Genomic DNA, 26,281 nt, shown 5'->3' with positions numbered 1-26,281 from the left:
AGAAATTTCCTACCATCAAAGAAAAAGCCCGCAACCAGTGCGGGCTTCTTCCTACAAGCTTCTTCAAAAAGCCGTGACGCCACCGTCAACCGCCAGGGAATGGCCGGTGGTGAATGCCGCGCCGTCACTGCACAGATACAACACGGCGCTGGCGATCTCTTCCACTTTGCCGATACGCCCCACCGGGTGCATGGCGTTGGCGAACTCGCCCTTTTTCGGATCCGCTTCATAGGCACGGCGGAACATGTCGGTATCGATCACCGCCGGGCAGACCGCATTCACGCGGATCTTCTTTTTGGCGTACTCAATGGCGGCGGACTTGGTCAGGCCGATCACGGCATGCTTGGAGGCCGCATAAATGCTCATCTTCGGCGCCGCCCCAAGGCCGGCCACCGAGGCAGTATTGACAATGGCGCCACCGCCCTGGGCCAGCAGCAGCGGCAACTGATACTTCATGCACAGCCAGACGCCCTTCACATTGACGCCCATGATCGCGTCGAACTCATCGAGGGTGCCGTCGGCCAGCTTGCCCTTCTCGATTTCGATCCCGGCGTTGTTGAAGGCGTAGTCGAGGCGGCCATACGTATCGATCACCGCGTTCATCAGGTTCTGCACGTCAGGTTCCAGCGTCACGTCGCAGCGCACGAACACCGCCTCGCCGCCGGCGTCCAGGATCGAGCGCACCGTGTCTTCGCCGCCGGCCGCGTCCAGATCCGCCACGACCACTTTCAGCCCTTGCGCCGCGAACGCCTGGGCGGTAGCGCGGCCGATGCCTGCGGCGCCGCCCGTAACCACTGCCACCTGCCCGGAAAACGTCATGCTCATTGTCCTGTTCCTCGAAGAATGCGGGGTCGTGCCAGTGTAGCCACAGCCCCCGTGGCACGGCAGCACTATCCAGATGCCGGTTGGGCATTCATGGGTGCCAGTGATGACGCAGCGGTAGCCACTATCACTGCGTTGGATCGAGGTGCATTCGCTGTGTCGGCAAAACCTTGCGGCAAATGCCTCGACGGTCTATCAACAAAGCTTCATTTACCTTGAGTGCCAGCCATGACTGCCCAGACCAATCGCCAGTTCCTGCTCGCCAGACGCCCGGTGGGCGCCGCCACCCGCGAGACGTTCACTTATCAGCAAGTACCGGTCGGCGAACCGGGGCCTGGCCAGATTCTGGTGAAGAACGAATATCTGTCCCTGGACCCGGCCATGCGCGGCTGGATGAACGAAGGCAAGTCCTACATCGCCCCGGTGGGTATCGGTGAGGTGATGCGAGCCTTGGGCGTGGGCCAGGTGATTGCCTCGAACAATCCGGGATTCGCGGTCGGGGACTACGTCAATGGCGCCTTGGGTGTGCAGGATTATTTCCTGGGCGAGCCGAGAGGTTTCTACAAGGTCGATCCGAAACTGGCGCCACTGCCCCGTTATCTGTCCGCGCTGGGCATGACCGGCATGACCGCCTACTTTGCCTTGCTCGACGTCGGCGCCCCCAAGGCCGGTGAAACCGTGGTGCTGTCGGGCGCAGCCGGCGCCGTGGGCAGCATTGCCGGGCAAATCGCCAAGATCAAGGGCTGCCGCGTGGTGGGCATCGCCGGCGGAGCCGACAAATGCAGGTTCCTGATCGATGAACTGGGCTTCGATGGCGCCATCGACTACAAGAACGAAGACGTCCACGCCGGTCTCAAGCGTGAATGCCCCAAGGGAGTGGATGTGTATTTCGACAATGTCGGGGGCGACATCCTGGATGCGGTGCTCAGCCGCCTGAATCTCAAGGCTCGCGTCGTGATCTGCGGCGCCATCAGCCAGTACAACAACAAGGAAGCCGTGAAGGGACCGGCCAACTACCTGTCGCTGCTGGTGAACCGGGCACGCATGGAAGGCTTCGTGGTGATGGACTACGCCGCGCAGTTCGCCGCCGCCGGGCAGGAAATGGCCGGCTGGATGGCCAAGGGGCAGCTCAAGAGCAAGGAAGACATCGTCGAAGGGCTGGAGACATTCCCCGAGACGCTGACCAAACTGTTCAGCGGGGAGAATTTCGGAAAGCTCGTGCTCAAGGTCTGAGCGAAATAATGGTGGGCGCGAGCTTGCTCGCGCCCACCACGGCCCATGCGTGTCGAATCAGGCCAGCTCGGCCACCACCGCCGCCAGCGCCTTGGCCGGGTCCGCCGCCTGGCTGATCGGGCGGCCGATCACCAGGTAATCGGAACCGGCGTCCAATGCCTGGCGCGGAGTCAGGATGCGGCGCTGGTCGTCCTGGGCGCTGCCCGCCGGACGAATCCCCGGTGTCACCAGTTGCAACGACGGGTGTGCCGACTTCAACGCACTGGCTTCCAGCGCTGAACATACCAGGCCGTCCATGCCCGCCTTCTGGGCCAGGGCCGCCAGGCGCAGCACCTGCTCCTGAGGCTCGATGTCCAGGCCGATCCCCGCCAGATCCTCACGCTCCATGCTGGTCAGCACGGTCACGCCGATCAGCAGCGGTTTCGGCCCGCTGCGCTGGTCCAGTACCTCACGGCAGGCCGCCATCATGCGCAGACCGCCGGAGCAGTGCACGTTGACCATCCACACGCCCATCTCCGCGGCGGCCTTGACGGCCATGGCGGTGGTATTGGGAATGTCATGGAATTTCAGGTCCAGGAATACTTCGAACCCCTTGTCGCGCAGGGTGCCGACAATCTCCGAAGCGCAGCTGGTGAACAGCTCCTTGCCAACCTTGACCCGGCAAAGGCTGGGGTCCAGCTGGTCGGCCAGCTTCAGGGCGGCGTCACGGGTATGAAAATCCAGGGCGACGATGATAGGCGTCTGGCAGGCGGACATGAGCGGGCTCTCAGGCAAGTCGAAATCGGCGCGCATTGTAGCGGAACCAGCGGCGCTGCGGGACCCGATGATCGGTAAATCCTCATGGTGCCCCAACCAGCATGGCCGACAGGACGCTTTGTGTCCAAGCCGATACATTCATGACATGCGCACAACACGCCCGCAGGCTACCGTTCGCCGCCGCACCCCGCCCTTTCAGCGCTTCACGCCTTGCGGCACGGAGCTTATGCTGAAGCCACCACCTTGCCGTCGCTCCTTGCGGCTGGCAGCCTACCAGGCAGATGAAGCATCCATGCAGAACACCCCCGTTGCCAATTCTGACGATCAAAAAGCCTCCAGCGATGACAAGCGCTGGAGCATCCGCGCACTGATCGTCGATGACGATGTGCCGATCCGCGAGCTGCTGATCGATTACCTGGCCCGTTTCAACATCCGCGCCAGTGGCGTGAGCGACGGCGCGGCCATGCGCCAGGCAATGCAATCCGAACATTTCGATGTAATCGTGCTCGACCTGATGCTGCCGGGCGAAGACGGCCTGCAACTGTGCCGCTGGCTGCGCGCCGAATCGGACATCCCGATCCTGATGCTCACCGCCCGTTGCGAACCTACCGATCGCATCATCGGCCTGGAACTGGGTGCCGACGACTACATGGCCAAGCCGTTCGAACCCAGGGAACTGGTGGCACGGATCCAGACGATCCTGCGCCGGGTGCGTGACGACCGCACCGAGCAACGGGCCAATATCCGTTTCGACAACTGGCGGCTCAACAGCGTGCTGCGCCAACTTATCTCCGCCAATGGGCTGGTGGTGCCGCTGTCCAATGCTGAATTCCGGCTGCTGTGGGTCTTCATCGAACGACCGCGCCGGGTACTCAGTCGCGAGCAACTGCTCGATGCCGCCCGTGGACGCTCCATCGAGGCCTTCGACCGCAGCATCGACCTGCTGGTGTCACGACTGCGCCAGAAGCTGGGCGACGACCCCAAGGCCCCGCAGTTGATCAAGACCGTCCGCGGTGAAGGCTACCTGTTCGACGCCCGGGACATCGGCTGATGCGATTGCGCCTCGACTCCCTGTTCGGTCGCCTGTTCGGCATGCTGTTGCTGGCGATCGTCCTGGCGCATCTGCTGGCCTTCGCCTGGTTTTTCCATTACGACCAGCCGCCTCCGCCCGGGCCGCCGCCGGAATTTTCCCGGCAGAGCGAAGGAACACCGCCCGCGGGTCTGTCACCTTTGACCCCGTCCCCTTTTGCCCCGCCGCCCCAACGCCGTCAGCGCCCGTGGTTCGGCGGCCCGGTGGTACCGCTGACGTTCCAGTTCGTGTGCCTGATCATCGCGGCCTGGTATGGCGCCAAGTTGCTGACCCGACCGATCCAGCGCTTGAGCGATGCGGCTGAACGCCTGAGCGAGGACCTCGACAGCCCGCCGCTGGACGAAACCGGCCCCCGGGAAGCCCGGCAGGCGGCCCACACGTTCAACCTGATGCAGCAGCGAATCCGCGAACAGGTCCAGCAACGCTCACGCATGCTTGGGGCGGTGTCCCACGACCTGCGCACCCCGCTCTCGCGCCTCAAGTTGCGCCTGGAGCAGATCGATGACGCCAGGTTGCAAGGCCAAATGCGCCAGGACCTGGACGACATGATCGGCATGCTCGACGCCACGCTGACCTACCTGCACGAACAGCGCACCAGCGAGGCGCTGCAATGGATGGATGTGCAAGCCCTGGCGGAGTCCCTGAGCGAAAACGCCCAGGACCATGGCGCCGATGTCCAGGTCGAGGGTTCCTGCGCGCCGCTGCAGGTGCAGCCAATGGCATTGCGCTCCTGCATCGCCAACCTCATGGACAATGCCTTGCGCTATGCCGGTCATGCCCTGATCGCCCTCGAAGACCAGGACTGCCAGTTGCTGATACGGGTCATCGACCATGGCCCCGGTATCGCCCAAGACAAGCGCGAAGCGGTATTCGAACCCTTTTATCGCCTGGAGGGCTCGCGCAACCGCAACTCCGGCGGCGTCGGCCTGGGCATGACCATCGCCAGGGAAGCCGCCGAACGCCTGGGCGGCCATCTGGACCTGGAGCAAACCCCAGGGGGCGGCCTGACTGCCGTCATCCGCCTCCCCCGGACCTGAGTCATTCCTGCCGTCTTCGTCGGGCCGCCGCCCGGAGCGCCCCCCACGTGACGATTTGTACGTCCCCCGGTACAAATTCCACATACCCACGACAACTGCCCCGCCGAGGCTGCATAAGCCGGTGCACCCGCCGGCAATTCCATCCCAAGGAGAATGCCCATGATCGGCAGCGTCAGCAGTAGCGGTTACTCGACGTACACCAGCAGCACGGCCACCAGCAGTGCCCGCAGCCAGCAGTTTCAAAAGGAGCTGCTCACCCGGCTCGACAGCGACGGCAACGCAACGGTGGACCAGGACGAATTGAGCACGGCCCTGTCCCAGCACAGCGACGATGGCCTGCTGGTCAGCCTGAGCAAGCAGTTCGGCGATCTGGACAGCGACGGCAGCGGTGACCTGAGCAGCGAGGAAATGGCCGCCTTGGCGCCACCGCCCCCGCCGCCACGGGACCAGGCGCCAGGCACCGAGCTGGCCGACGCGCTGCTCAGCGTCCTGGATGCAGACGGTGACGGCAAGGTCAGCAGCGACGAGTTGAGCAACGGCCTGGCCAGCGCCGGCAGCAGCGCCGACAGCACGCAGGTATTCTCGGCACTGGACAAGGATGAAGATGGCACCGTCAGCCGCGACGAACTCGCCGCCACCCTCACGCCACCGCCTCCACCGGCACAGGACGCGTCCGGTGAAACATTGTTCGGCCAGCTCGACAGCGATGGCGACGGCACCGTCACTGCCGCCGAACTGACCAGCGCCTTGCAGGCCGGCGACGCGACGTCCGGCGCCGAAACCAGCGCTACGCTGATGGCGGCACTGGACAGCGACAGCAGCGGTGGCGTCAGCAGCGACGAACTCGACAGCGCCCTGCAGGCCAGCCGCGACAATGGCCGCCCCGCCGGTCAGGCCAACGCCAACGCCAACGCCAACGAAGCGTTGAACAGGATGATCGCCAACCTCAACCGTCAATACTCGCTGGATAACGTCGCCAGCGTGGGTAAACACCTGAACGTGGCGGCCTGACTCCTGCCGTGAACCTGGCCTTGCAGCAGGTTCACGGCCCACCGAGCCAACCTTGCCGGCCCCAGGGCCGCCGTCAACGCGCCTGGCTCTTGCTCCAGTCCGTCAACAGGCTGTACGCCACGGCCAAAAGGGTCGGGCCGATGAACAAGCCGATGAATCCGAAGGCGATCAATCCGCCGAACACCCCCAGCAACACGATGACCAACGGCAGGTTGCCACCCCGGCTGATCAGGTATGGCTTGAGCACGTTGTCCACGCCGCTGATGACGAACGTGCCCCAGATCCCGAGGAACACCGCCATGCCGTATTCGCCCTGCCACACCAGCCAGGCCGTGGCGGGGATCCAGACCAGGGGCGGCCCCATGGGAATCAGGCTGAGCAGGAAGGTGACAATGCCCAGCACCAGCGCACCCGGCACACCGGCGATCAGGAAGCCGATCAGTGCCAGCACGGCCTGGGCCGCGGCGGTACCGATCACCCCATTGACCACCCGTTGCACCGTACCGGCCACCAGTTCGATGTAGTAGCCGGCACGGTCGCCGATCAGGCGTTCCAGCAAGCCATGGACGAACGCAGCCAGGCGCGGGCCGTCGCGGTAGAAAAAGAAGACGAATACGATGCTCAGGGTCAGTTCGAGGATGCCGCCGCCAATCTGCTTGCTGCGTGCCAGCAGCCAGTTGCCCACCTGCCCCAGGTAAGGCTTGACGGCTCCCATCATCGCGGCGCCCTGCTGGTCGATGCTGTTCCAGATCGCCACCAGCCGCCCGCCCACCAGGGGCAAGCCGGCCAGCCATTGCGGGGCATCCGGCAAGCCGTCGACCTGCACGTCCCTGATGAATGTCGTGGCATCACGCACATGATCGGCCAGGTTGGAACCCAGCCACACCAGCGGCACCGCCACCAGCAACATCCAGCCGACCGTCAGCAGGCCCGCCGCCAGGGATTCGCGCCCGTTGACCCAGCGAGTCAACAGGCGCATCAGCGGCCAACTGGCAAAGGCCAGCACCGCGCCCCAGAACAGCGCCGACCAGAACGGCGCCATCACCCAGAGGCTTGCGCCGAACAACACCAGGAGCAGGATCTGCACCAACAGCCGATCGTTATTGAGCATGTAGGGTCTCGAAAAAAGAACAGGACCTGGGCAACGGCGTGTAACCCGTCGCCCGGGACAGCTTATCGCAACAATTCAAGGTGCAGGCCCGTCGTGTCGCCATCGGCGGCCTCCATTCGTGCCGCCCGCACGCCCTGCCCCGTCAGCGCCTGGCGCCAGGCCTCGGCCCGGGGCCCCGCGAGGCTGACCCGCAGGCCGGTATCCAGGTTCAGCGCCCGGGCCAGCAGGCGCAACCAGGTTTCGTCCGGCTCGCCGCTCAGGCGGGGCAAGTCCAGCACGCCGGTGTCCTTGAGCTGGCGCAGCAGCGTGGCGGATGTCGGCAGCAGATCGCCCAGGGGCGCTTTCGCCTCGAATTGCTCGACGTGCAGATAGGCCTTGCGATTGCCGCGAGTGATGGCATACAGCGCGATCAGGGTGTTATCCACAGGCGGCGCCAGGCGCAGCAGCAGATAGGCCTGGCCGCTGTCCGCGCCGTAGAGCTTGGCATTGCCAAAGACGTCGTTGGCCCAGAGGCTGCTTTCACCGCAATCGCGGGCCTGGCACCAGAAAAGCAGTTCGGCGCCCTGTTTCTGCAACGCTTCGCGGGCGGCGGTGAAACCCTGGGTCGCCGAATGCTCCGGTGGCAGCTCATAGGTCACCGAGGTGGTGTCGCCACGGGCATCGACCTGACCGTCGAAGCGCAACTGGCCACTGATCTTGCGGATCGCGCCCAACGGGTAGATCCGCTCCGCGTCCCTGACCTGCCGGTAGTCGACGATCTGCGCATCGGGCATGCGCGGCACGCGCTCCAGGTCTCGACTGCCGGCTACGTCGGCGGCGAAGGACGCCGTGGCGAAACAGCCCAGCGCCAGTAATGCGAATGATGGGATAGGTAATTTCATCGGATCGACCGGGCCTGCTGTTCCTGGACGAAATCGGCGTCGATCATGGACCGCAAGGCGGGTACACGGATATCGGTCATGCTTGTCTCCCTTTCAACCCGCCCAGCCTCGACAGTTGCCCGACGCAAGTCAAGAAAGGCTGAAGAACCGATTGAAACAGTCTGCTACAAGCGTCGCCCCGGACTCATCGTTCAGGTGCAGATGGTGGCCGCCGGGCAACAGCTCATGGCTGAAGGGTAGACGCTCCAGCAACTGCGGGTGGCGGGCAAGCATGCCATCGGCCGCCACCACCAGATGCGCGGGGCAACCGACCCGTGCCACGAACGCCATGGCCTGTTCCTCGGTCAGGCGCAGCGGCGATGGCAGGGTCAGGCGATTGTCGGTGCGCCAGGTGTAACCGCCCGGCACCGGCATCAGCCCGCGCTGGGCCAGCAGGCCGGCGGCCTCTCGGCTGACCGCCACCACCCCTTTCATGCGGGCTTCGATAGCCCGGTCGAGGGTCTTGTAGACCGGTTTGCTTTTTTTCCGCAGATCCAGTTGCGCCTGCAGGGCCATGCCCATGCGTTCGGCGGCGTCGTCGCCCTGGGCGGTGGGCGGGATCACACCATCGATCAGCCCCAGGTGCGTCACCCGTTCCGGCAATGAGCCAGCCAGCACCAGGGACACGATGGCGCCCAGGGAATGCCCCAACAGCGCAAAACGCTGCAACCCCAGCTGCTCGGCGACCTGCAGCACATCATGGGTATAGTCCCACAGGGCGTAGCCGGCGCCGGGCGGCCGATGTCCGGAATGACCGTGGCCGGCCATGTCCAGGGCGATGATGCGCAACCCTTCGAGCCGGGGAGCCAGGCGGGCAAAGCTGTTGGCGTTGTCCAGCCAGCCATGCAAGGCGATCACCGGGCGCCCGTCCTCCGGCCCGAACAGGTGCGCCGCCAGTTCGATATGGGGCAGGCTCAGGCGGACTTCCTCGACCTGGCTCATGCGCGGCGTCCTTCCCAGCGCTGGAACAGGTCCTTGAGCAGGTTGGCGGTGTCCAGGGGGCGTTCCAGTGGAAACATATGCCCACCGGGCATGCTCAAGGCCTCGCCCCGGGGCATGCGCCCCACCGTGCGGGTGTGATGACGCATCACCACACGACTCTGGCGACCGCGTACCACGGCCAGCGGCACCTGGAGCTTGCGGGGCCGACCGGGGCTGGTATGAGGCACGCCGCGGTAGATGCTGATTTCCGTGGCCGGGTCGAAGCGCAGTCGCCAGCGATCGCCCACCTGTTGCAAGCCATGTTGCAGGTAGGCATCGAAGCAATCCGGGTCGAAACCGCGAAACAGCGTCTTGCCGGAAAAATACTGCCGGGCCGACTCCAGGTCTTCGAACTCCTCGCGCCGCCCCAGGGTGCGGCCGGCCGGCGTCAGGCGATCGATGAAGCCCAGGCGCTTGGCCGCCAGGATCACCCATTGATCGGCGCGGGTCAGCACCGGCGAATCGAGCATGACGACCCCGCGATACAGCCGGGGGCAGCGCAACGCGGCATGCAGGTGCAGCACCCCGCCGAGGGAATGCCCGACACCCCACACAGGCTGCGGTTGTTGTTCCAGGTGATGGATAAGCTCGTCCACCAGGTTGTGCCAGTTGTCATCCGCCGGGAAACTCGGGTCGTGGGCGTGCTGCTCCAGATGCGCAACCTGATATTGCGGAGCCAGCGCCGCGAATAACTTGCCATAGGTGCCCGAGGGGAATCCGTTGGCGTGGGCGAAAAAGATCGGTTGCGGCATTGCGGCAGATCCATGGACGGGGAAACAGGCCCTGATTGTCCGCAAGACGCGCTCTTGCAGCAATGACCGTAACTGCCAGGAATGATGACGGCGGCGTTTCGCCAATGAAAACTCGCCCTCTTCAACCGCCTTCAGGGTTGCCCACCTGTTACTTCTGACAGTTGACGCCACCGGTTAACCACGAATAACTGGCAACAGATTCGTCGCTCCCTGGTGAGGTCGACCTTCATGCACGCCAGAACCCCCACGGTCACCATAAAGGACCCGCGAAAACTTGAGGTCGCCTCGGTGTCCTACTATCGCAATACCCCCGGCCAGGCCGCTGAGCCGCGGGTTCATCGCCAGTCCTACGATGTCGCGGACCGCCCCGTGACCAGTCGCGATCCGCGTCTGTTCAAGCTGCTCGAGACCGAGCCGGATGCCCGTCCCAATCTGAAAACGCTTTTCAGCCTCTCAGGACTTCCCCTCTACAGCGATAGCGTCGACGCGGGAAGCCGCCTGGCCTTGTTCGGCGTGGCCGGCCAACACCTCATCGGCTGGGACAGCTTGTACGGGCAAGTGCGAAACGACTACGACTCACGGTTGCGCACCGTCAGGATCGTCGAGCAGGCGCCAGGTGCTCCGGCCAGGAACCGTGCCTTCTATGCCTACGGCGACAGCACCCCGGCATCGGCTTCGCATAACCGATGCGGCCGCTTGATCCGCCACGACGACAACGCTGGCACACAGCTTTTCACTGAGTTTGCCCTGACAGGCGGCGTCAGCTCCCAGACCCGGCATTTTCTCAAGGACCTGCAAGAGCCTGACTGGCCCGCCGATGAAGCAGAAAGGGACCGGTTGAACGAAGCAGGGAATGGCGCCGTCACTCACACCGTCCATGACGCGCTGGGGGAGCCGGTCCGCCAGCAGGATGCGCAGGGCAACGTCCAGTTCATGGAGCTGGATGTCGCCGGACAACTGCACCAGGTCCGCCTGCAGCTCGCCGGGCAGCCACAGGCCACGGCGCTGATCAAGGACATGGACTACAACGCCTCGGGCAACGTCGAGCGCCAGACCGCCGGCAACGGCGTGGTAAGCGAGACCCGGTACGACCCACAGGATGGCCGGTTGCTGTGCATCAAGGCCGGCGTTCCCGGTCATCCACCGCTGCAGCACCTGATTTATGGCTATGACCGGGCCGGCAATATTCTCAGCCTTCAGGATGGGACCGCACAGACCCGTTATTTCCGCAACCAGAGAATCGAACCGACTCGCACCTTTAGCTACGACAGCCTTTATCAACTGATCGAGGCAAGCGGCTGGCAACGGCTCGACAGCCAGCACGGCCCCCAGGAACCGGTTTTCGTTTCCCCTCCCGACCCCGGGCAACTGGAAAACTACCGCCAGGCCTACCATTACGATCACAGCGGCAACCTCACGACACTGATCCACAGCGCCGCCAGCCGCAGCTGGACACACCAGATGGCGATTTCCAGGTACAGCAACCGGGGACTGCCGCAAAAGCCCGACGGCAGCTTGCCCGGCGAGGAGGAGATCGCTGCCGGGTTCGATGCCAATGGCAACAGGAAACAATTATTGGCCGGTCAGGACCTGACCTGGGGCCAGGGCAACCTGCTGCGACAGGTTCATCAGGTCGTGCGCGAAGATGCGGCGAACGACAGCGAAATCTATGTCTATGACGAATCAGGCCAGCGCAAACGCAAGGTTCGCGTGACCCATGACGCGCGCAACAGTCGAACGCGAGAGGTGAGGTATCTGCCCGACCTGGAAATCCGCACCTGGGCCGAAGAAGTCCTGCAGGTCATCTCGATACAGGCCGGGCGCTGCTCGGTGCAGGTGCTGCATTGGCAATCGGGCAGTGTCCGGGCCGACCAGTACCGCTACTCCCTGACCAACCACCTGGGCTCCAGCACGCTGGAGCTTGACGCCCATGCCGATATGATCAGCGAGGAAATGTACTACCCCTATGGCGGTACGTCATGGTGGGCCGGCCCGGACAAGACGCAGGCGAGCTACAGGACACGGCGTTATTCGAACCAGGAGCGCGATGCCACCGGCCTGTATTATTTCGGCAAGCGCTACTACGCCCCCTGGCTCGGACGCTGGCTGAGTGCCGATCCGACCGGGATCGGCGATGGCTTGAACCTGTTCGCCATGGTCCATGGCAATCCGGTCCGGTTCGTCGATTTCCAGGGCCTGGTGGGCGTCGACACACTCTCGGCCGTCGGCGCCACGGGCGCCCGGGAATTCACCAGCGCCCTGCTCGCCTCGTTTATGCAATACCCGCTCGCGGCGCTCATGGCACCTGCGAGCCTGGGAGTGACCATTGCCGGTGCCACCGCAGGCGCCATTTCCGGCGGCATCAGCGGGTACGCAAGCGCCAATTGGGCCCAGTCCAGGCTCTCGGTCGACGATCCTTCCAGTTGGGCTCCCCTGATCGCCAAAATCGGTGGCGCCGCCCTGGGAGCCGCGGTGGGAGCTGCGCCGTCCCTGCTGGGTTCCCTCGACCCCCGGGGCAATTCCGCGGCTGTTGCGCAGATCGCCGGGGTTTTCGCAACGGTATATCGCGAAATGAGCGCCCAATACTTGGCGGATGTCGGCCCGAGCAATCCCAGCGTCGGGCGCACGGACCTGATCACAGGCTCGGCCAGCATGGGCGCCGTGGGCCTTGCCGGCGCGGCGGCAGGCTATGGTGGAGCGGCCCTGTTCGGCTCCGGGCCGGCGGGGAGTGCCCTGCAATCGATCGTCGCCGGTGCCGCGGCGACAGGTCTCGGCGCCGCCGCTGCCTCGGGGGTCAGGGGACTGAGGGGCACCCCCACCAAGCCCTCGAAAGGAACAGGCCCTGCATTCGACAAGGCCAAGGCTGTGGTGGGTGCCAGCAGCCGGCACTTCTTCGCCTCCCTGGGCCAGGCCGCCAATCTGGCGGTCGTGCAGATTCCCGGATACGGTGACCTGGACGCCAATACCCGGGCCCTGGTAAGCCGAGCGATCAGCAGCGCCATCGGTGACCTGCGCTCGACGTTCGTGACCACCGCCACTCCGGGGTTGAGCGCGGAGCTGGGGCAGACCACCTGGGATGTGGAAAAGGGCACCGTGGGTACCGCGATCACCCGCGAAAACGTGCCAGTGAGCATCGGCACCGTTCCCCCATCGCAGGTCGATCCCTATTTCTATATGGTCAGCGAATTGCCCGAAGGCCGGCGCAAATACTCACGGAGCCAATTGAACATCGGACATATGTGAACGAAACGGCCTGCCGCCATCAGCGCGATGGCGGTTGCTCTCCCAACGGAACGACCGCCATGGTCAGGCGCGACACGCAGTTGAGCTTGCCGTTATCGTCGGTCAGGCGAATATCCCAGACCTGGGTGGTACGACCCAGGTGAATCATCCGGGCCGTGGCCGTCACACGCCCGCTGCGCACGCCACGCAAATGGTTGGCGTTGATCTCCAGGCCCACGCAATAGAATTTGCTCGTGTCCACGCACAGGTAGGCCGCCATGGAGCCGACCGTTTCGGCCAGCACCACCGAAGCGCCCCCATGCAGCAGGCCGAACGGCTGGTGAGTGCGGTGATCGACGACCATGCTGGCGGTCAGGGACTCGTCGTCGAACGACTCGAAACGGATGTCCAGCATTTCGCTGATGGTATTTTTACCAGCGGCGTTCAGTTGCTCGATATTGGGTGTATTGCGCCACAGACTCATCGTTGCCCTTTCCTTCTGCTTGTCGTTGCATTCAATCCTGCCCAAGCCGCGCCGTTTGCGGCTTATGGGTGCTTGATGCCGTTGAGCTTCATCGCCCCGGCCAGGGGCAGGTCACCTTCGAGCTCCGCCAGGCCGGCGGTTTGCACCTGTTCGGGTTGCTGCAGATGGCCGTGCTGTGCAAGACCGAGCAGGCTGCCCACCAGCGGGTTATGGCTGACCAGCAGGACATGGTCCCGGTCGTCCAGGTGCTCCAGGACTTTCTGCGGCCGGGTTTCCGGCTTGAGCCAGTCGACGGTGATCAGCTCCGGCTCGAACCCCAGCGCTTCGCGCACCAGCTGCGCGGTTTGCTGGGCACGCACGTAGGGGCTGGCATAGATGGCGGTCAGCGGCCGCCCCATCAGCTCGGCGGCGCTGCGCAATACTTCTTCGCGACCGTGAGCGGTCAGGGCCCGCTCGGGATCGGGACGAGCACCGTGAGGCTCGGCCTCGCCATGGCGCAATACCCATACTTTCATAGTTTGGGCTCCTCATCACGGACAGGATGTGGGGCGGGTGCCACGGCATGCGGCGCCTCGCCTTCCGGCGCACGCGGCGTTGGCCAGTCCGCGAACGGCCAGGGCTTCTGGTCGCTGTGGAAGGTGCCGAAACGGCCGATCTGGGCCAGGAACTGGCTCAGGCTATCGCCGAAATTCATCAGGCTGGCACTGGGGGCGCCATAGATCAGCCGATAGATCAGTTGCACCAGCACCACCGCGCCGAGAATGAATTGCGCCACCTGCCAGACCAGCAGGTAGATCACCATCCACAACACACGCAACAGAATGGACTCGTATTGGGGCTGCCCTTTCGGATCGTTCATGGTTCGCTCCTGTTTCTCTATCGCCAGAGGCTCAGTTGAAGCCACTGGTGGAAATGAAATCGACATCGGTCTTGGGTTCGCCACGCATCAACAGTTCGATGACCTGTTCAAGGGTGCGCCCTTCGAACAGGATCGCGTGCAGCCCGGCGACCAGCGGCATGTAGACCCCGGTCTCCTGGGACTTGGCCTTGAGGACCTTCAGGGTGTTCACCCCTTCGGCCACTTCTCCCAGGCGCGATACGGCCTCGTCCAGGCTCAGGCCCTGGCCGAGGGCGAAACCGACCTGGTAGTTTCGGCTCTTGGGCGAGGAACAGGTGACGATCAGGTCGCCCACTCCAGCCAGTCCGAGGAAGGTCATCGGATTGGCGCCCTGGCTGACGGCAAAGCGCGTCATTTCCGCCAGCGCACGGGTGATCAGCATGCTCTTGGTGTTCTCGCCCATGCCCAGCGCCACGGCCATGCCGGCGATGATCGCGTAGACATTCTTCAGCGCCCCGCCCAGTTCCACGCCGAAACGGTCGGCACTGGCGTAGACCCGGAAAGTCCGGCCGTGAAGTGCAGCCTGGACCCGCTGGCACAACGCCTCGTCTTCACTGGCCACCACCGTGGCGGTGAGGGCGTGCTCGGCGATTTCCCGCGCCAGGTTCGGCCCGGAAATCACACCGATCCGCGCTTTGGGCGCGATCTCCTCGAGAATCTCGCTCATGAGCTTGAAGGTCTGGGCCTCGATGCCCTTGGTCAGGCTCACCAGCAGCTTGCCGCTCAAGCGTTCGGCGTGAGGCGCCAGCACCGAGCGCAAGGCGCTGGAGGGCAAGGCGACGAAAAACAGGTCGCAGCCCTCGAGGGTCGCCTGCAGGTCGGTCACCGGTTCCACTTCCGGGCGGATCTTGATGCCCTTGAGGTAGCGCGGATTCTCGCGGTTGACCCGAATGGCCTCCGCCTGCTCCGGGTCACGCATCCATTGACGCACCGCATGGCCATTCTCGGCCAGCAGGTTAGCCACGGCGGTACCGAAACTTCCGCCCCCCAGGACCGCAATCGGGCGCTGTTCAGTCATATGCAATCCGTTCATCCATACCAAGTGGCGATGCCGGGCATTATACGGAGCGGCCGGATCGCGACTAGTGTCAGCATCAATTACCCGCAACCGTAGGAAGCTGACCATCAATTGCCAGGAAAATGCCGTCAACTCAACTGGAAAAGTCTCTCAGCTCAGTTAACATGCCTGCCATCCTTCTGCTACCTAAAGGCTATGCCGTGTCCGTAGGCTCTTCCCGCTCAGGTTCGTCGCTGCTATTGGCACTGTTCATCAGTTCGCCAGTGTGGGCTGACGACTTGTTCGTGGACAGCCAGCCCCTGCCGCAGGTCCTGACCGCCACGCGATTGAAGCAGTCGCCCGCAGCGGTGCCCGGCAGCATGACCGTGCTGGACAGCGAGCTGATCAAGGCCAGTGGCGCCCGGGACATCAGCGAATTGCTGCGCCTGGTGCCCGGCATGATGGTCGGCAACCTCACCGGCAACCAACCCACCGTGAACTACCACGGCACCAACGCCAGCGAAGCACGCCGCATGCAGGTGCTGATCGACGGCCGCTCGGTGTACCGCGCCGGCCTGGCCACGGTGGACTGGAGCGACATTCCGGTCGCCATGGAGGACATCGAACGGATCGAAGTCTTCCGCGGCCCCAACACCGTCAGCTACGGCGCCAACGCCCTGATGGCGGTGGTCAACATCATTACCCGCGCCCCGGCCGACAGCCACGGCACCCGCCTGAAAATGACCCGCGGCCAACGCGGCATCAGCGACTGGTACGCCAGCCAGGGCACTGCCTGGGACAGCGGCGACATGCGGCTTTCCCTGTCCGGCCAGGAAGACGACGGCTTCGACAGCAACCGCAACGGCGCCGACTACCGCGACGGCCGACGCTTGAACCGCTTCAACCTGTCGGTCAGCCAGACCCTGGACGAACGACAGAGCATCGACTGGCAGTTGAACGCCAAGGATGGCACCAACCAGCGGCCCTACACCTACAAGCCAGTCTTCGCCGGGATCACCGCGGCAGGGGATAACTCCGACGTCATTGCCAAGGACTATGCCGGTTCGTTGCGCTGGAACCTGGACCTGGACCCCGACCACAGCCTCTACGTACAAGGCTCGGTCCAGCATTGGGACCGCCAGCAGACCTGGCGGGCCTGCGATGCCGAAGTGTCCTTCAGCCCACAGTTGACCGATCTTTGGCTGCTCAACCCCAATTACGCCGAGAAGCTGGCGCGCAACATGCCCACCTTCACCAACACCGGCGCGCCCCCCGGAACGGCCCAGGAGCAGGCGCTGGCCAACCAGGTGCTGGACCAGTGGCGCAACGGCGCTTCGCGGACCGTCTGCGGCGACATCGACCAGAGTGCCCGGGAATCGCGTTATGACCTGGAAATCCAGGACACCCTAAGCCTGTCCGACAGCCTGCGACTGGTGACCGGGGCGAACTATCGCTATGACCGCGCCGACTCCGAGACGTACTTCAACGGCACCCTGGACGACACCACCTGGCGACTGTTCGGCCAGTTCGAATGGCGAGCCACCGAACATTGGCTATTGCAGGGCGGCGCCATGTTCGAGGACACCCGCCTGATCGGCAGTTCGCTGACGCCACGGGTGGCACTGAACTACCTGATCACGCCGCGCCATGGATTGCGGGCGGTGTACTCCGAAGCAGTGCGCTCACCGGACATGTTCGAGAACAACGTCAACTGGAGCTACCAGGTCACCAACCTGCAACCCAACGCCTTCGGCCGCAGCAGCGCCCGCTACTTTGTCCAGACCCGTGGCCCGGGGAACCTCGACCAGGAACACATGCGTTCCCGGGAACTGGGCTACAACGGTTATTTCATGGACCTGGGCCTGTCGGTGGATGTGCGGGTGTTCCATGACGAAATCACCGGCATGATCAGCGAACCGCTGCGCAACAACCAGTACATCGCCAGCAACTCCAACGAATCGCAGTTCTCCGGCGCCGAGACCCAGCTGGACTGGCGCATGACCAGCGCCGACCGCCTGCGGGTGACCTATGCCTACGTCGACGCCCTGGCCAGCAACGCCCTGGACGAAGCGCTGACCGCTCGCAACAGCGGTTCGGCCGGGTGGCTGCGGGACTGGGGCCAGGGCTGGAACAGCTCGGTGTTCTACTATGCCGCCGACGCCCTCAATGGCTACCGCTTCGAACGGGTCGATACCCGCCTGGCCCGGCGCATCCCGCTGGGCAAGGCCAACCTCGAACTGGCGGGCGTCCTGCAGGAACGTCTCGACAACCAGCCCACCACCTTCGTCGACAACCGCTACGACTCCCGTCATGTCCTGTACTTCAGCGCGGAGCTGTCCTTCTAGATGGTCCGGGACCGATCGCGCAAAAGGCCCTTTGCCTGGCGCCTGCCACTGGCGCTGTGCCTGGTGGTCGCCGGTTGGTTGTCCGTGATCGAGGCCAGGGCCGCCGATATTCTCCTGACCGGCGCCCAGGACAGCCCCGGCGTGCAGTCCTTCACCCAGGCCCTGAAGGCCCTGCGCCCCGAAGACAGCGTGCGATTCATCCCCGTGGCGAGCCTGCCGGCACCGGACAAGCTGCCGGCCACGACCCGGTTGGTCCTGCTCGACCTGCCCAGCCTCGACTGGCGCCTGCAAGCCTCCCAGGGCCCGGCCACGCTGGTGTTGCGCATCAGCCGCCAGCAAGCCATGGAACGCCTGGGCGAGACGACACCCGCTCATCTGAGCCTGCTGTGGAGCGATCCGCCAGTGGCGCGGCAATTGCGCTTGATCCGCATGATCCTTCCGCAGGTGCGACGCATCGGTGTGCTGTTCGATGGGCACAGCGAGTTCTTGCTCAGGGAAATCCGCCAGGCCGCCGCGCCGCTGGGTCTCGAGATCGTGACCGAACGCTGGGACGACACCAGCGACAGTCGCCCCCTGCAGAATCTGCTGGGTCGCAGCGATGTGCTACTGGGCCTCGATGACCCCGACCTGTACAACCCCAAGACCGTGAAAAACCTGCTGCTCAGCAGCTATGCCCGGCAACGTGCGCTGATCGGGCCCAGCGCGGCTTTCGTCAAGGCCGGCAGCCTGGCCAGTACCTACAGTGACCAGGAAGACTGGCTGGCGATCCTCGACGAGCTGCTCGACCGCCCCGCTTCCAGCTGGCCGCGCACCTTGTATCCGGCCCGCTTCAAGGTCTTGAGCAATCAACAGGTCGCACGCTCCCTGGGGATCGAACCGATCGACACCGAATCCGTCGCCGCGCAGTTGGCCGAAGGAGAATCACGCCCATGACCTTGCGTCGCCGTTGGGATATCAATACCCGCACCCAGCTCATCGCCCTCGGCCCGGCGTTGCTGCTGACCGTGCTGTTGATCAGTTTCTTTACCTTCGTGCGGATCCAGGACCTGCGCCAGGAACTCAATCACACCGGGCAACTGATCGCCAACCAACTGGCGCCGGCCACCGAGTACGGGGTGATTTCCGGTAACAACGAAGTGCTGGAAAGCCTGCTCACCGCCACCCTGGCCACGCCCCATGTGCGTTTCCTGGAAGTCCAGGACAGCGCGGACCGCGTCCTGGTGTACGTCGAACAACCCGCCCAGGCCCGCAGCCACTCCCAACAGATCGAGGTTTTCCAGGCACCGGTGCGCCTGCAACGCATTGCCCTGAACAATGACTTCCTGCAAGGCAACAGCACCACCATCGAGACGCCCGGCGAAGACTACCTGGGCCGGGTGATCGTCGGCATGTCCAACGACGCCTTCAGCCAGCGGCAACAGGAGATCCTGTTCAAGGCCGCGATCCTGGCGCTGTTCGCCTTGCTGTTCACCTTCCTGGTGGCGCGCCGCCTGGCCGCCAACCTGTCCCGGCCGATCCGGGACATCGGCGATGCGGTCAAGGCCATCCAGCAGGGTGACTACAGCAAGCCCCTGCCCATCGTCGACGATGCCGAGCTGGGGGCCTTGTCGCGGCACATCAACAACCTCGCCGACGGCCTGAAACAAGCCAGCCGCGAGCAGCACCAGGCCATGACCCAGTTGATCAAGACCCGGGAAGAGGCGGAAAAGGCCAACAGTGCCAAATCCGAGTTCCTGGCAATGATGAGCCACGAGCTGCGCACCCCCATGAACGGTGTGCTGGGCATGCTGCAGTTGCTGGAAACCACCCGGATGACCGACGAGCAGCACGAGTACACGGCGCTGGCTTCGGAATCCACCGAGCACCTGCTGAAGGTGATCAACGACATCCTCGACTTCTCGCGCATCGAACGCTCGGCCCTGGAGCTGGAGCACATCCCGTTCAACCTGGCGGAACTGGTGGGCAGCTGCGCCCAATCCTTCCAGCACAGCGCCGCGCAACGCAGGCTCGGCCTGGACCTGCAGATCCCGGACGACATGCACGCCCTGCAGGTACAAGGCGATCCGACACGGATCCGACAGATCCTGGTGAACCTGATCGGCAATGCGCTGAAATTCACCGAGCAGGGCCGCGTCACCGTGCAGTGCCAGTGGCAGGCCCTGGACCACGAACTGCTGTGGTTCACCTGCACGGTACGCGACAGCGGCATCGGCATCCCGGCCGAGAGCCTGGAGCGCATGTTCGACGCCTTCCAGCAAGCGGACAGCTCCATCTCCCGACGCTACGGCGGCACCGGCCTGGGCCTGCCGATCGCAAGGACCCTGGCCGAACGCATGGGCGGAACGTTGCGGGCCCAGAGCGAGGAAGGCCAGGGGTCGGTGTTCACCCTGGAAATCCCGCTGGCGCTGTCCACCCAGGTCCCGGCGGCCCTGGCACCTCGCCTGCCCGGCGGCAACGGGCATGGTGAGGGCCGGCACGTGCTGCTGGTGGAGGACAATCCGGTGAACCAGACCGTGATCGAAGCCATGTTGCGCAGCCTGGGGTTCGCCATCAGCATCGCCTCCGACGGCGCACAAGCCATACGCAGCGCCGAAAGCCTGAAGTTCGACCTGATCCTCATGGACTGCCGGCTGCCCATCGTCGACGGTTACGAGGCCACTCGGCAGATTCGCCAGCTGCCGGGGTGCGACCAATTGCCGATCGTCGCGTTGACGGCCAACGCCCTGCAAGGCGACCGCGAAGCCTGCCTGGCGGCGGGCATGAACGATTACCTGGCAAAACCGTTCAAAAGAGTTGATCTGCAGCAGATTCTGCAGCGATGGGTGCATTAGTAGCCTGTGTGGCTGGCGTGAAAAGCGAAAGTGCGGCAGTCTTAGGCACCCGACGAGCCTCGACTGGGGGCTTGAATTAATATTTCAGTGCACAGTTGTTCATTCATTTTCCTGTGCGCTGTGACTTTCACTACAACGCAATAGTCTATGGGTAGGCTGCCGATGCGAGGCATGAACGCTTCGATCGGTCGGGAAGATTCGCCCCACCCTGCCGCATGGGATTATTGAGGAGCTCGCATGACCAAACAAAACGCCTTTACCCGGGAAGACCTGCTGCGCTGCAGTCGCGGTGAGCTGTTCGGCCCAGGTAACGCGCAACTGCCCGCCCCGAACATGCTGATGGTGGACCGCATCACCCATATCAGCGACGAGGGTGGCAAGTACGGCAAAGGTGAATTGGTCGCCGAGCTGGATATCAAGCCGGACCTGTGGTTCTTCGCTTGCCACTTCGAAGGCGATCCGGTGATGCCGGGCTGCCTGGGCCTGGATGCCATGTGGCAGCTGGTCGGTTTCTTCCTCGGCTGGCAAGGCCTGCCGGGCCGTGGTCGCGCCCTGGGTTCGGGCGAGGTGAAGTTCTTCGGTCAGGTACTGCCGACCGCCAGCAAGATTACCTATAACATTCATATCAAACGTGTCCTCAAGGGCAAGCTGAACATGGCCATTGCCGATGGTTCGGTGGCTGTCGACGGACGCGAGATCTACACCGCCGAAGGCCTCCGGGTCGGCGTTTTCACCTCCACTGACAACTTCTAAGGGTTATCCGCATGCGCCGCGTCGTTATCACTGGTCTGGGCATCGTTTCTTGCCTGGGCAATGACAAAGAGACCGTCTCCGCTAACCTGCGTGCAAGCCGCCCTGGCATCCGGTTCAACCCGGAATACGCCGAAATGGGTCTGCGTAGCCAGGTTTCCGGCTCCATTGACCTCAATCTCGAAGAGCTGATCGACCGCAAGATCTACCGTTTCGTCGGCCACGCGGCGGCCTACGCCTACCTGGCCATGAAAGATGCCATCGCCGATTCCGGACTCACCGAAGAGCAGGTTTCCAACCCGCGCACCGGCCTGATCGCCGGCTCCGGTGGTGCCTCCACACTGAACCAGATGGAAGCGCTGGACATCCTGCGGGAAAAAGGCGTCAAGCGCGTCGGCCCGTATCGCGTCACCCGGACCATGAGCAGCACCGTTTCCGCCTGCCTGGCCACGCCTTTCAAGATCAAGGGCCTGAACTACTCCATCGCCTCCGCCTGCGCCACCAGTGCCCACTGCATCGGTACCGCCATGGAACAGATCCAGATGGGCAAGCAGGACATCGTGTTCGCCGGCGGCGGTGAAGAGGAACACTGGAGCCAGTCGTTCCTGTTCGACGCCATGGGCGCCCTGTCCAGCAAGCGCAACGACACCCCCGAAAAAGCCTCTCGCGCCTACGATGCCGACCGTGACGGTTTCGTCATTGCCGGTGGCGGTGGCATGGTGGTGGTCGAGGAACTGGAACACGCCCTGGCCCGTGGCGCGAAGATCTATGCCGAAATCGTTGGCTACGGCGCCACCTCCGACGGCTACGACATGGTGGCCCCGAGTGGTGAAGGTGCTATCCGCTGCATGCAGATGGCAATGTCCACCGTCGACACGCCGATCGACTACCTGAACACCCACGGCACTTCCACTCCGGTCGGCGACGTCGCGGAAATGAAAGGCGTGCGTGAAGTGTTCGGCGACAAGGCCCCGGCCATCAGCTCCACCAAGAGCCTGTCGGGCCACTCCCTGGGCGCCGCCGGCGTCCACGAAGCGATCTACTGCATGCTGATGATGGAAGGCAACTTCATTGCCGGTTCGGCCAACATCGACGAGCTGGATCCGGAAGTGGCCGACCTGCCGATCCTGACCAAGACTCGCGAAAACGCCACCATCGACACCGTGATGAGCAACAGCTTCGGCTTCGGTGGCACCAACGCCACCCTGGTCCTGAAGCGCTGGCAAGGCAAGTAAGCCTCGCCGTCACGCCGCACGCGAAAACGCCCCGACCGGTTCGGGGCGTTTTTTTGCGCCTGCTCAACACACCGTAGTCCCCTTTGTGGAAGCGAGCGTGCTCGCGACTGCAGCGTGTCATGCACCCGATAAGTTGACTGGCCTGCCGCAATCGCGAGCAAGCTCGGTCCCACATGGGGTCTGTGGTGAATTGGAACTCAGCGCACTACAAACCGCTGCTGGGCCAGCAGCCGATCCCCCTGGAACACCATGAACCGCCACTCACCCGGTACCACTTCGTGGCTCTCGGTGAATTCGTAGGCCATGACGTCCTGGGGCGCACCGGGTACCAGTTTCTGGATGACTTCGAGTTTATCGTGGCGCAGGCCATCGGGGGTCTGGATGCCAGGCGTGAAATACAGCAGGGTCAACGGCTGGTCATCGGCGACCTTGCCCGCCAGCTGGTAGCGCATGCCGAACTTGGTGCCCAGCTTCGCAGGTACCTCCTGGGTCTGGCGGATTTGCTCGTTACTGCGACGCAGGACCCGCTCCCCCGATTGCAGCTCGGCTTGCGGGCCTTCGAAGACGCCGTACTCCACCGGACCTTCGACACGGACCTGCGCCTGAGCCAGGCCACAGGTCAACAGCAGCGCGAACAGTGCGCTTGAACAGGTGAATTGCATGGTGCGCTCCTTGATTGAGATGAGCGCGAGGGTATGACGCGGCAGTGACAGGTTGATGACAAACCAGCATCACCGAGCAGCCTCTGTGGCGAAAGGATTTATCCCATTGGCTCGCGAAGCGGGCTCAAGCCCGATGTCTCGGTGGCTGGACCGATCACCATCGAAGCTTCGGGCCTGTTGCACAGTCAGCGGGGATAAATCCCCTCGTCACAAAGCACTTTCCTTATCGTGGGACCGAACGAGGCAGCACCGCCAGGAAATTATCCCGCGCCACTTTCCTGGCCACCTCCTCGGGCAAGGCATCCAGGAACGGATCGAAGCCGTGCAGCTCGTGACCGAGCTTCTTGAACCGTCCGACCACATCCGAGCCCACCATGAAGCGGTCGGGGAAGCGCTTCACCAACTCGACCCACTCCGGTCGAGGCTTGCCTGCCTCGTCCAGCAGGTAGGGCGTCAGCAGGCTCCAGGACAGGTCGATGTACAGGTTGGGATAGGCTTCGAGCATCCGGCTCAGCGTCGGCAAGAGGAAATCCAGCTGGGTCTGGTGCCGATGGATCTCCATGCTGGTACCGGCGTGGGCCCAGATGAATCGGGTGTGGGGATGATTGCGCAGCGGCTCTTCGATTTCCGCCAGGTACAACGGGTTCCTTTCGCGCTTGGAGGTGATGTTGGAATGCAGCATCACCGGCAGGTCGTTCTCCGCCGCCAGGTGATAGATCCGCGTCATGGCCTCGTTGTTGGCCCGCGGCGTATCCCCCGAGGTCAGCGCCGTCAGGTCATCGTGGCGCGTGAAGACTTCGCCGATGCCCTGCCATAGCCCCGGATACAGATCGAGCATGCGCTGGATGTGGGCGGCGGAGTTCTTGTCATTGGGGTTGAAGCCGGACAGGAACGGATGGAAACGCTGGCGCTGCTCGGTCGTCAGCTTGTTCACCGCCGCCGCGACGATCACATCGGTGGCGCTGTACCAATAGGCATCGGCATCGTCACCGGCGTAGTAACGTGGGCGCTTGGGCTCGTCTTCATGCCATTTCTTGGCCACCGGGATACCGGAGATCATGACGTGCTCGATGCGATTGTCGTCCATGGCCTTGAGCAGCTTGGGCATCCCGGCGGTTTCCTGGAAGAAGTCGACGTAATGCAGGTGCGCATCGCTGTAGGTGTATTCGCGAGCCATGGTCGCGCTGCTCGAAACGACCAGCAACCAGGTAAGGATCAGACGGGTCAACGGATAACTTCCCAGGAACGTGAGCAACATAGACCCTGGCCTTGCCACCTGGGTTCAAGTACCCGTGCCGGGTTATGCTCGCCACATCCGTTACCGACCAGGAAGACACCATGCCCACGCCCCTGACCGTCCGCCCCCGCGCAGAAGATGTCGAAGGCCAGCCGATCCTTCGTCCACTGCCCTGCGCCAAGTGCCGCAGCGTCGGCCCTTTCGTGTTTTTCGACCATATGCTGCAAACCACCTACCCGGCCGGCCAGGGGATGAATATCCGTCAGCACCCCCACATCGGGCTGTCCACCCTCACCTACCTGTTCGAGGGCACGCTCCAGCACAAGGACAGCCTCGGTTCCGATCAGGTGGTGGAGGCCGGCGATGTGAGCTGGATGACCGCCGGCAGCGCCATTGCCCATGTGGAGCGCACCCCAGAGGCGCTGCTGGGGGAAGCCTTCGCCCTGCACGGGCTGCAAGTCTGGCTGGCCTCGCCCCAGCCCCACGAACAAGGACCGGGACACTACAGCCATCATCCGGCCCGCACCCTACCGGTCAGCGAAAACCTGGGGGTCAGTATCCGCATGATTGCCGGGTCAGGCTTTTGCCTGGAATCACCGGTGCCGGTGCTGTCTCCTACGCTATACGCCGAATTGAACCTGCAAACCGCGACGACCTTGCTGATTCCCACGGAGCATGAAGAACGGGCGTTGTACGTATTGAGCGGCGAGGCAATGCTGGAGGGCGAGCCGGTAGAGCCGCACACCCTGGTGATCCTGCCGACGGGCGAAGAAATGACTTTGTGCGCCGAAAGCGACTGCCATGCCGTGCTGTTCGGCGGGGCACCGCTGGACGGGCCGCGACGGATGAACTGGAATTTCGTCTCCAGCGACCCCGCCCGCATCGACGAAGCCCGCCGGCGCTGGGCGGCCGGAGACTGGCCGAGCGTGCCAGGGGAAAGCGAGCGGATCGAGTTGCCCTGATTCCAGGATTGCTTGTCGGGCCACCATCGCGAGCAAGCTCGCTCTCACATCGGATTTGAGTGATCACGGAATGTGCGTTCACAGCGGATCATTGTGAGAGCGAGCTTGCTCGCGACGGCTTTATACCAGGCAACAGGAGATTCAAATCCAGAACCCGGCTTCAGCCCCTGAACACCTCGTCCAGCAAGTTATGCATCGACCGGAACGCGCGATTGGCGACCTTGGCGTTGTACATCATCTTGCCGGGGACATTGGCCTGCGGATCGGTGAACGAATGCACCGCTCCACCGTAGCTCAGCAATTGCCAATCCACCCCGGCGGCATTCATTTCCTCCTCGAATGCCGGTAGCTGTTCCTTGGGCACCAGCGGGTCGGACGCACCGTGCATCACCAGCACCGAGCCCTGGATATTTCGCGCATCCGTCGGATCCGGCGTGTCCAGGGTGCCGTGGAAGGAGATGGCGGCCTTCAGCGGCGCGCCGGTGCGAGCCAGTTCCAAGGCACAGCAACCGCCGAAACAGAAGCCGAATGTGGCGAGTTTCGACACATCGACCGGTGCCTCGCCCTGGCTCTGCAATTGCTCGAACGCTGCCTGCATGCGCTTGCGCAACAGGGCCCGATCATTCTTGAGCGGCATCATCGCCGCCCCCGCCTCATCGGCATTGCTCGGACGCACCGTCTGTCCGTACAGGTCGGCGATCAACACCACATAGCCATTGGCTGCCACGGACTTGGCGATCTCCTCGGCCCCCGCCCCCACTCCCATCCAATTCGGTGCCATCAACAGGCCCGGGCGCGGGCCCTGCTGGTTGATGTCGAAGGCCAGGCGGCCTTCATAGGCTTGACCTTCGATCTGATAGACCAGTGAACGAACCGTGATCTGACTCATGACGGACTCCTCTTCAATCGAACATCCCGAAATGAAAAAACCCGCCGAAGCGGGTT

24 protein-coding genes are annotated in these 26,281 nt (G+C 63.7%); 11 read left to right on the top strand and 13 right to left on the bottom strand.

Features of this window, described 5'->3' with window-relative positions:
- Positions 1-63 precede the first annotated feature (63 nt).
- Positions 64-825, bottom strand: a complete 762-nt coding sequence (locus BLP99_RS10695) for an SDR family oxidoreductase (RefSeq protein WP_072393510.1) — start codon at positions 823-825, stop codon at positions 64-66.
- A 225-nt stretch (positions 826-1,050) separates the two neighbouring features.
- Here BLP99_RS10695 and BLP99_RS10690 point away from each other — a divergent pair, with 225 nt between their 5' ends.
- A complete protein-coding gene (locus tag BLP99_RS10690; protein WP_072393513.1) occupies positions 1,051-2,055 on the top strand; it encodes an NADP-dependent oxidoreductase in 1,005 nt (334 codons plus the stop codon).
- A 57-nt stretch (positions 2,056-2,112) separates the two neighbouring features.
- Here the strand turns inward: BLP99_RS10690 and pyrF are convergent, their stop codons facing one another.
- The gene (pyrF, locus tag BLP99_RS10685; RefSeq protein WP_176776500.1) at positions 2,113-2,811 is read right to left on the bottom strand and encodes an orotidine-5'-phosphate decarboxylase; all 699 of its coding nucleotides are present in this window, start codon (positions 2,809-2,811) and stop codon (positions 2,113-2,115) included.
- 292 nt (positions 2,812-3,103) lie between these two features.
- Here pyrF and BLP99_RS10680 point away from each other — a divergent pair, with 292 nt between their 5' ends.
- From BLP99_RS10680 to xopAW, 3 genes are all read left to right on the top strand, one after another.
- On the top strand, positions 3,104-3,862 hold the full coding sequence (locus tag BLP99_RS10680) for a response regulator (protein WP_072394128.1): 759 nt from the start codon (positions 3,104-3,106) through the stop codon (positions 3,860-3,862).
- Positions 3,862-4,938 (top strand): sensor histidine kinase, encoded by a 1,077-nt coding sequence (locus BLP99_RS10675; RefSeq protein WP_072393516.1) that lies wholly within the window; start codon positions 3,862-3,864, stop codon positions 4,936-4,938. Before BLP99_RS10680 ends, BLP99_RS10675 begins: the two co-directional genes overlap by 1 nt.
- A gap of 159 nt (positions 4,939-5,097) precedes the next feature.
- On the top strand, positions 5,098-5,949 hold the full coding sequence (xopAW, locus tag BLP99_RS10670; protein ID WP_092180297.1) for a XopAW family type III secretion system calcium-binding effector: 852 nt from the start codon (positions 5,098-5,100) through the stop codon (positions 5,947-5,949).
- Between the two features lie 73 nt (positions 5,950-6,022).
- On the opposite strand, the gene BLP99_RS10665 is transcribed toward xopAW, so the two are convergent.
- From BLP99_RS10665 to BLP99_RS10650, 4 genes are all read right to left on the bottom strand, one after another.
- Entirely contained in the window at positions 6,023-7,060 is a 1,038-nt protein-coding gene (locus tag BLP99_RS10665; RefSeq protein ID WP_072393522.1) for an AI-2E family transporter, read from the bottom strand.
- A gap of 62 nt (positions 7,061-7,122) precedes the next feature.
- A complete protein-coding gene (locus tag BLP99_RS10660; RefSeq protein WP_076407341.1) occupies positions 7,123-7,929 on the bottom strand; it encodes a DUF4892 domain-containing protein in 807 nt (268 codons plus the stop codon).
- 141 nt (positions 7,930-8,070) lie between these two features.
- A complete protein-coding gene (locus BLP99_RS10655) occupies positions 8,071-8,922 on the bottom strand; it encodes an alpha/beta hydrolase (protein ID WP_092180295.1) in 852 nt (283 codons plus the stop codon).
- Complete coding sequence (locus tag BLP99_RS10650) at positions 8,919-9,713, bottom strand: alpha/beta fold hydrolase (protein ID WP_072393528.1); 795 nt, start codon at positions 9,711-9,713, stop codon at positions 8,919-8,921. Before BLP99_RS10650 ends, BLP99_RS10655 begins: the two co-directional genes overlap by 4 nt.
- A 228-nt stretch (positions 9,714-9,941) precedes the next feature.
- Between BLP99_RS10650 and BLP99_RS10645 the strand changes: the two genes are divergently transcribed.
- Positions 9,942-12,956, top strand: coding sequence for an RHS repeat-associated core domain-containing protein (locus tag BLP99_RS10645; RefSeq protein WP_092180293.1), 3,015 nt, complete (start codon positions 9,942-9,944; stop codon positions 12,954-12,956).
- A 19-nt stretch (positions 12,957-12,975) separates the two neighbouring features.
- On the opposite strand, the gene BLP99_RS10640 is transcribed toward BLP99_RS10645, so the two are convergent.
- From BLP99_RS10640 to BLP99_RS10625, 4 genes are all read right to left on the bottom strand, one after another.
- A complete protein-coding gene (locus BLP99_RS10640) occupies positions 12,976-13,419 on the bottom strand; it encodes a hotdog fold thioesterase (protein WP_072393534.1) in 444 nt (147 codons plus the stop codon).
- Between the two features lie 62 nt (positions 13,420-13,481).
- Positions 13,482-13,934 (bottom strand): phosphohistidine phosphatase SixA, encoded by a 453-nt coding sequence (sixA, locus tag BLP99_RS10635; RefSeq protein ID WP_072393537.1) that lies wholly within the window; start codon positions 13,932-13,934, stop codon positions 13,482-13,484.
- Positions 13,931-14,278 (bottom strand): DUF4389 domain-containing protein, encoded by a 348-nt coding sequence (locus BLP99_RS10630; protein WP_072393540.1) that lies wholly within the window; start codon positions 14,276-14,278, stop codon positions 13,931-13,933. Before BLP99_RS10630 ends, sixA begins: the two co-directional genes overlap by 4 nt.
- A gap of 31 nt (positions 14,279-14,309) precedes the next feature.
- Complete coding sequence (locus BLP99_RS10625) at positions 14,310-15,335, bottom strand: NAD(P)H-dependent glycerol-3-phosphate dehydrogenase (RefSeq protein WP_072393543.1); 1,026 nt, start codon at positions 15,333-15,335, stop codon at positions 14,310-14,312.
- Positions 15,336-15,499: 164 nt separating this feature from the next.
- Between BLP99_RS10625 and BLP99_RS10620 the strand changes: the two genes are divergently transcribed.
- The 5 genes from BLP99_RS10620 (at position 15,500) to fabB (ending at position 22,475) form a co-directional block, all read left to right on the top strand.
- Positions 15,500-17,659: a TonB-dependent receptor plug domain-containing protein gene (locus tag BLP99_RS10620; RefSeq protein ID WP_231991055.1), complete on the top strand. Its 2,160-nt coding sequence runs from the start codon at positions 15,500-15,502 to the stop codon at positions 17,657-17,659.
- Positions 17,660-18,592: an ABC transporter substrate-binding protein gene (locus tag BLP99_RS10615; protein WP_072393546.1), complete on the top strand. Its 933-nt coding sequence runs from the start codon at positions 17,660-17,662 to the stop codon at positions 18,590-18,592.
- The gene (locus BLP99_RS10610; RefSeq protein ID WP_072431590.1) at positions 18,589-20,490 is read left to right on the top strand and encodes an ATP-binding protein; all 1,902 of its coding nucleotides are present in this window, start codon (positions 18,589-18,591) and stop codon (positions 20,488-20,490) included. Before BLP99_RS10615 ends, BLP99_RS10610 begins: the two co-directional genes overlap by 4 nt.
- Positions 20,491-20,727: 237 nt before the next feature.
- Positions 20,728-21,243, top strand: coding sequence for a 3-hydroxyacyl-[acyl-carrier-protein] dehydratase FabA (gene fabA / locus BLP99_RS10605; protein ID WP_072393552.1), 516 nt, complete (start codon positions 20,728-20,730; stop codon positions 21,241-21,243).
- An 11-nt stretch (positions 21,244-21,254) separates the two neighbouring features.
- Positions 21,255-22,475 carry a beta-ketoacyl-ACP synthase I gene (fabB, locus tag BLP99_RS10600; protein WP_072393556.1) on the top strand — a complete coding sequence of 407 codons (1,221 nt, stop codon included), beginning with the start codon at positions 21,255-21,257 and terminating at the stop codon, positions 22,473-22,475.
- Positions 22,476-22,672: 197 nt separating this feature from the next.
- On the opposite strand, the gene BLP99_RS10595 is transcribed toward fabB, so the two are convergent.
- Complete coding sequence (locus BLP99_RS10595) at positions 22,673-23,137, bottom strand: DUF3859 domain-containing protein (RefSeq protein WP_072431591.1); 465 nt, start codon at positions 23,135-23,137, stop codon at positions 22,673-22,675.
- Positions 23,138-23,360: 223 nt separating this feature from the next.
- The gene (locus tag BLP99_RS10590) at positions 23,361-24,314 is read right to left on the bottom strand and encodes an amidohydrolase family protein (RefSeq protein ID WP_092180349.1); all 954 of its coding nucleotides are present in this window, start codon (positions 24,312-24,314) and stop codon (positions 23,361-23,363) included.
- A gap of 161 nt (positions 24,315-24,475) precedes the next feature.
- Here BLP99_RS10590 and BLP99_RS10585 point away from each other — a divergent pair, with 161 nt between their 5' ends.
- Positions 24,476-25,336 carry a pirin family protein gene (locus BLP99_RS10585; protein ID WP_076406468.1) on the top strand — a complete coding sequence of 287 codons (861 nt, stop codon included), beginning with the start codon at positions 24,476-24,478 and terminating at the stop codon, positions 25,334-25,336.
- A 160-nt stretch (positions 25,337-25,496) separates the two neighbouring features.
- On the opposite strand, the gene BLP99_RS10580 is transcribed toward BLP99_RS10585, so the two are convergent.
- Entirely contained in the window at positions 25,497-26,225 is a 729-nt protein-coding gene (locus BLP99_RS10580; RefSeq protein WP_072459309.1) for a dienelactone hydrolase family protein, read from the bottom strand.
- Between the last annotated feature and the right edge of the window lie 56 nt (positions 26,226-26,281).

It is taken from the genome of Pseudomonas sp. NFACC32-1 (genome assembly GCF_900101215.1).
GTDB lineage: Bacteria > Pseudomonadota > Gammaproteobacteria > Pseudomonadales > Pseudomonadaceae > Aquipseudomonas.
The sequence above is the reverse complement of the archived record's forward strand: the minus strand, read 5'-3'. Positions and strand labels throughout refer to the sequence as shown.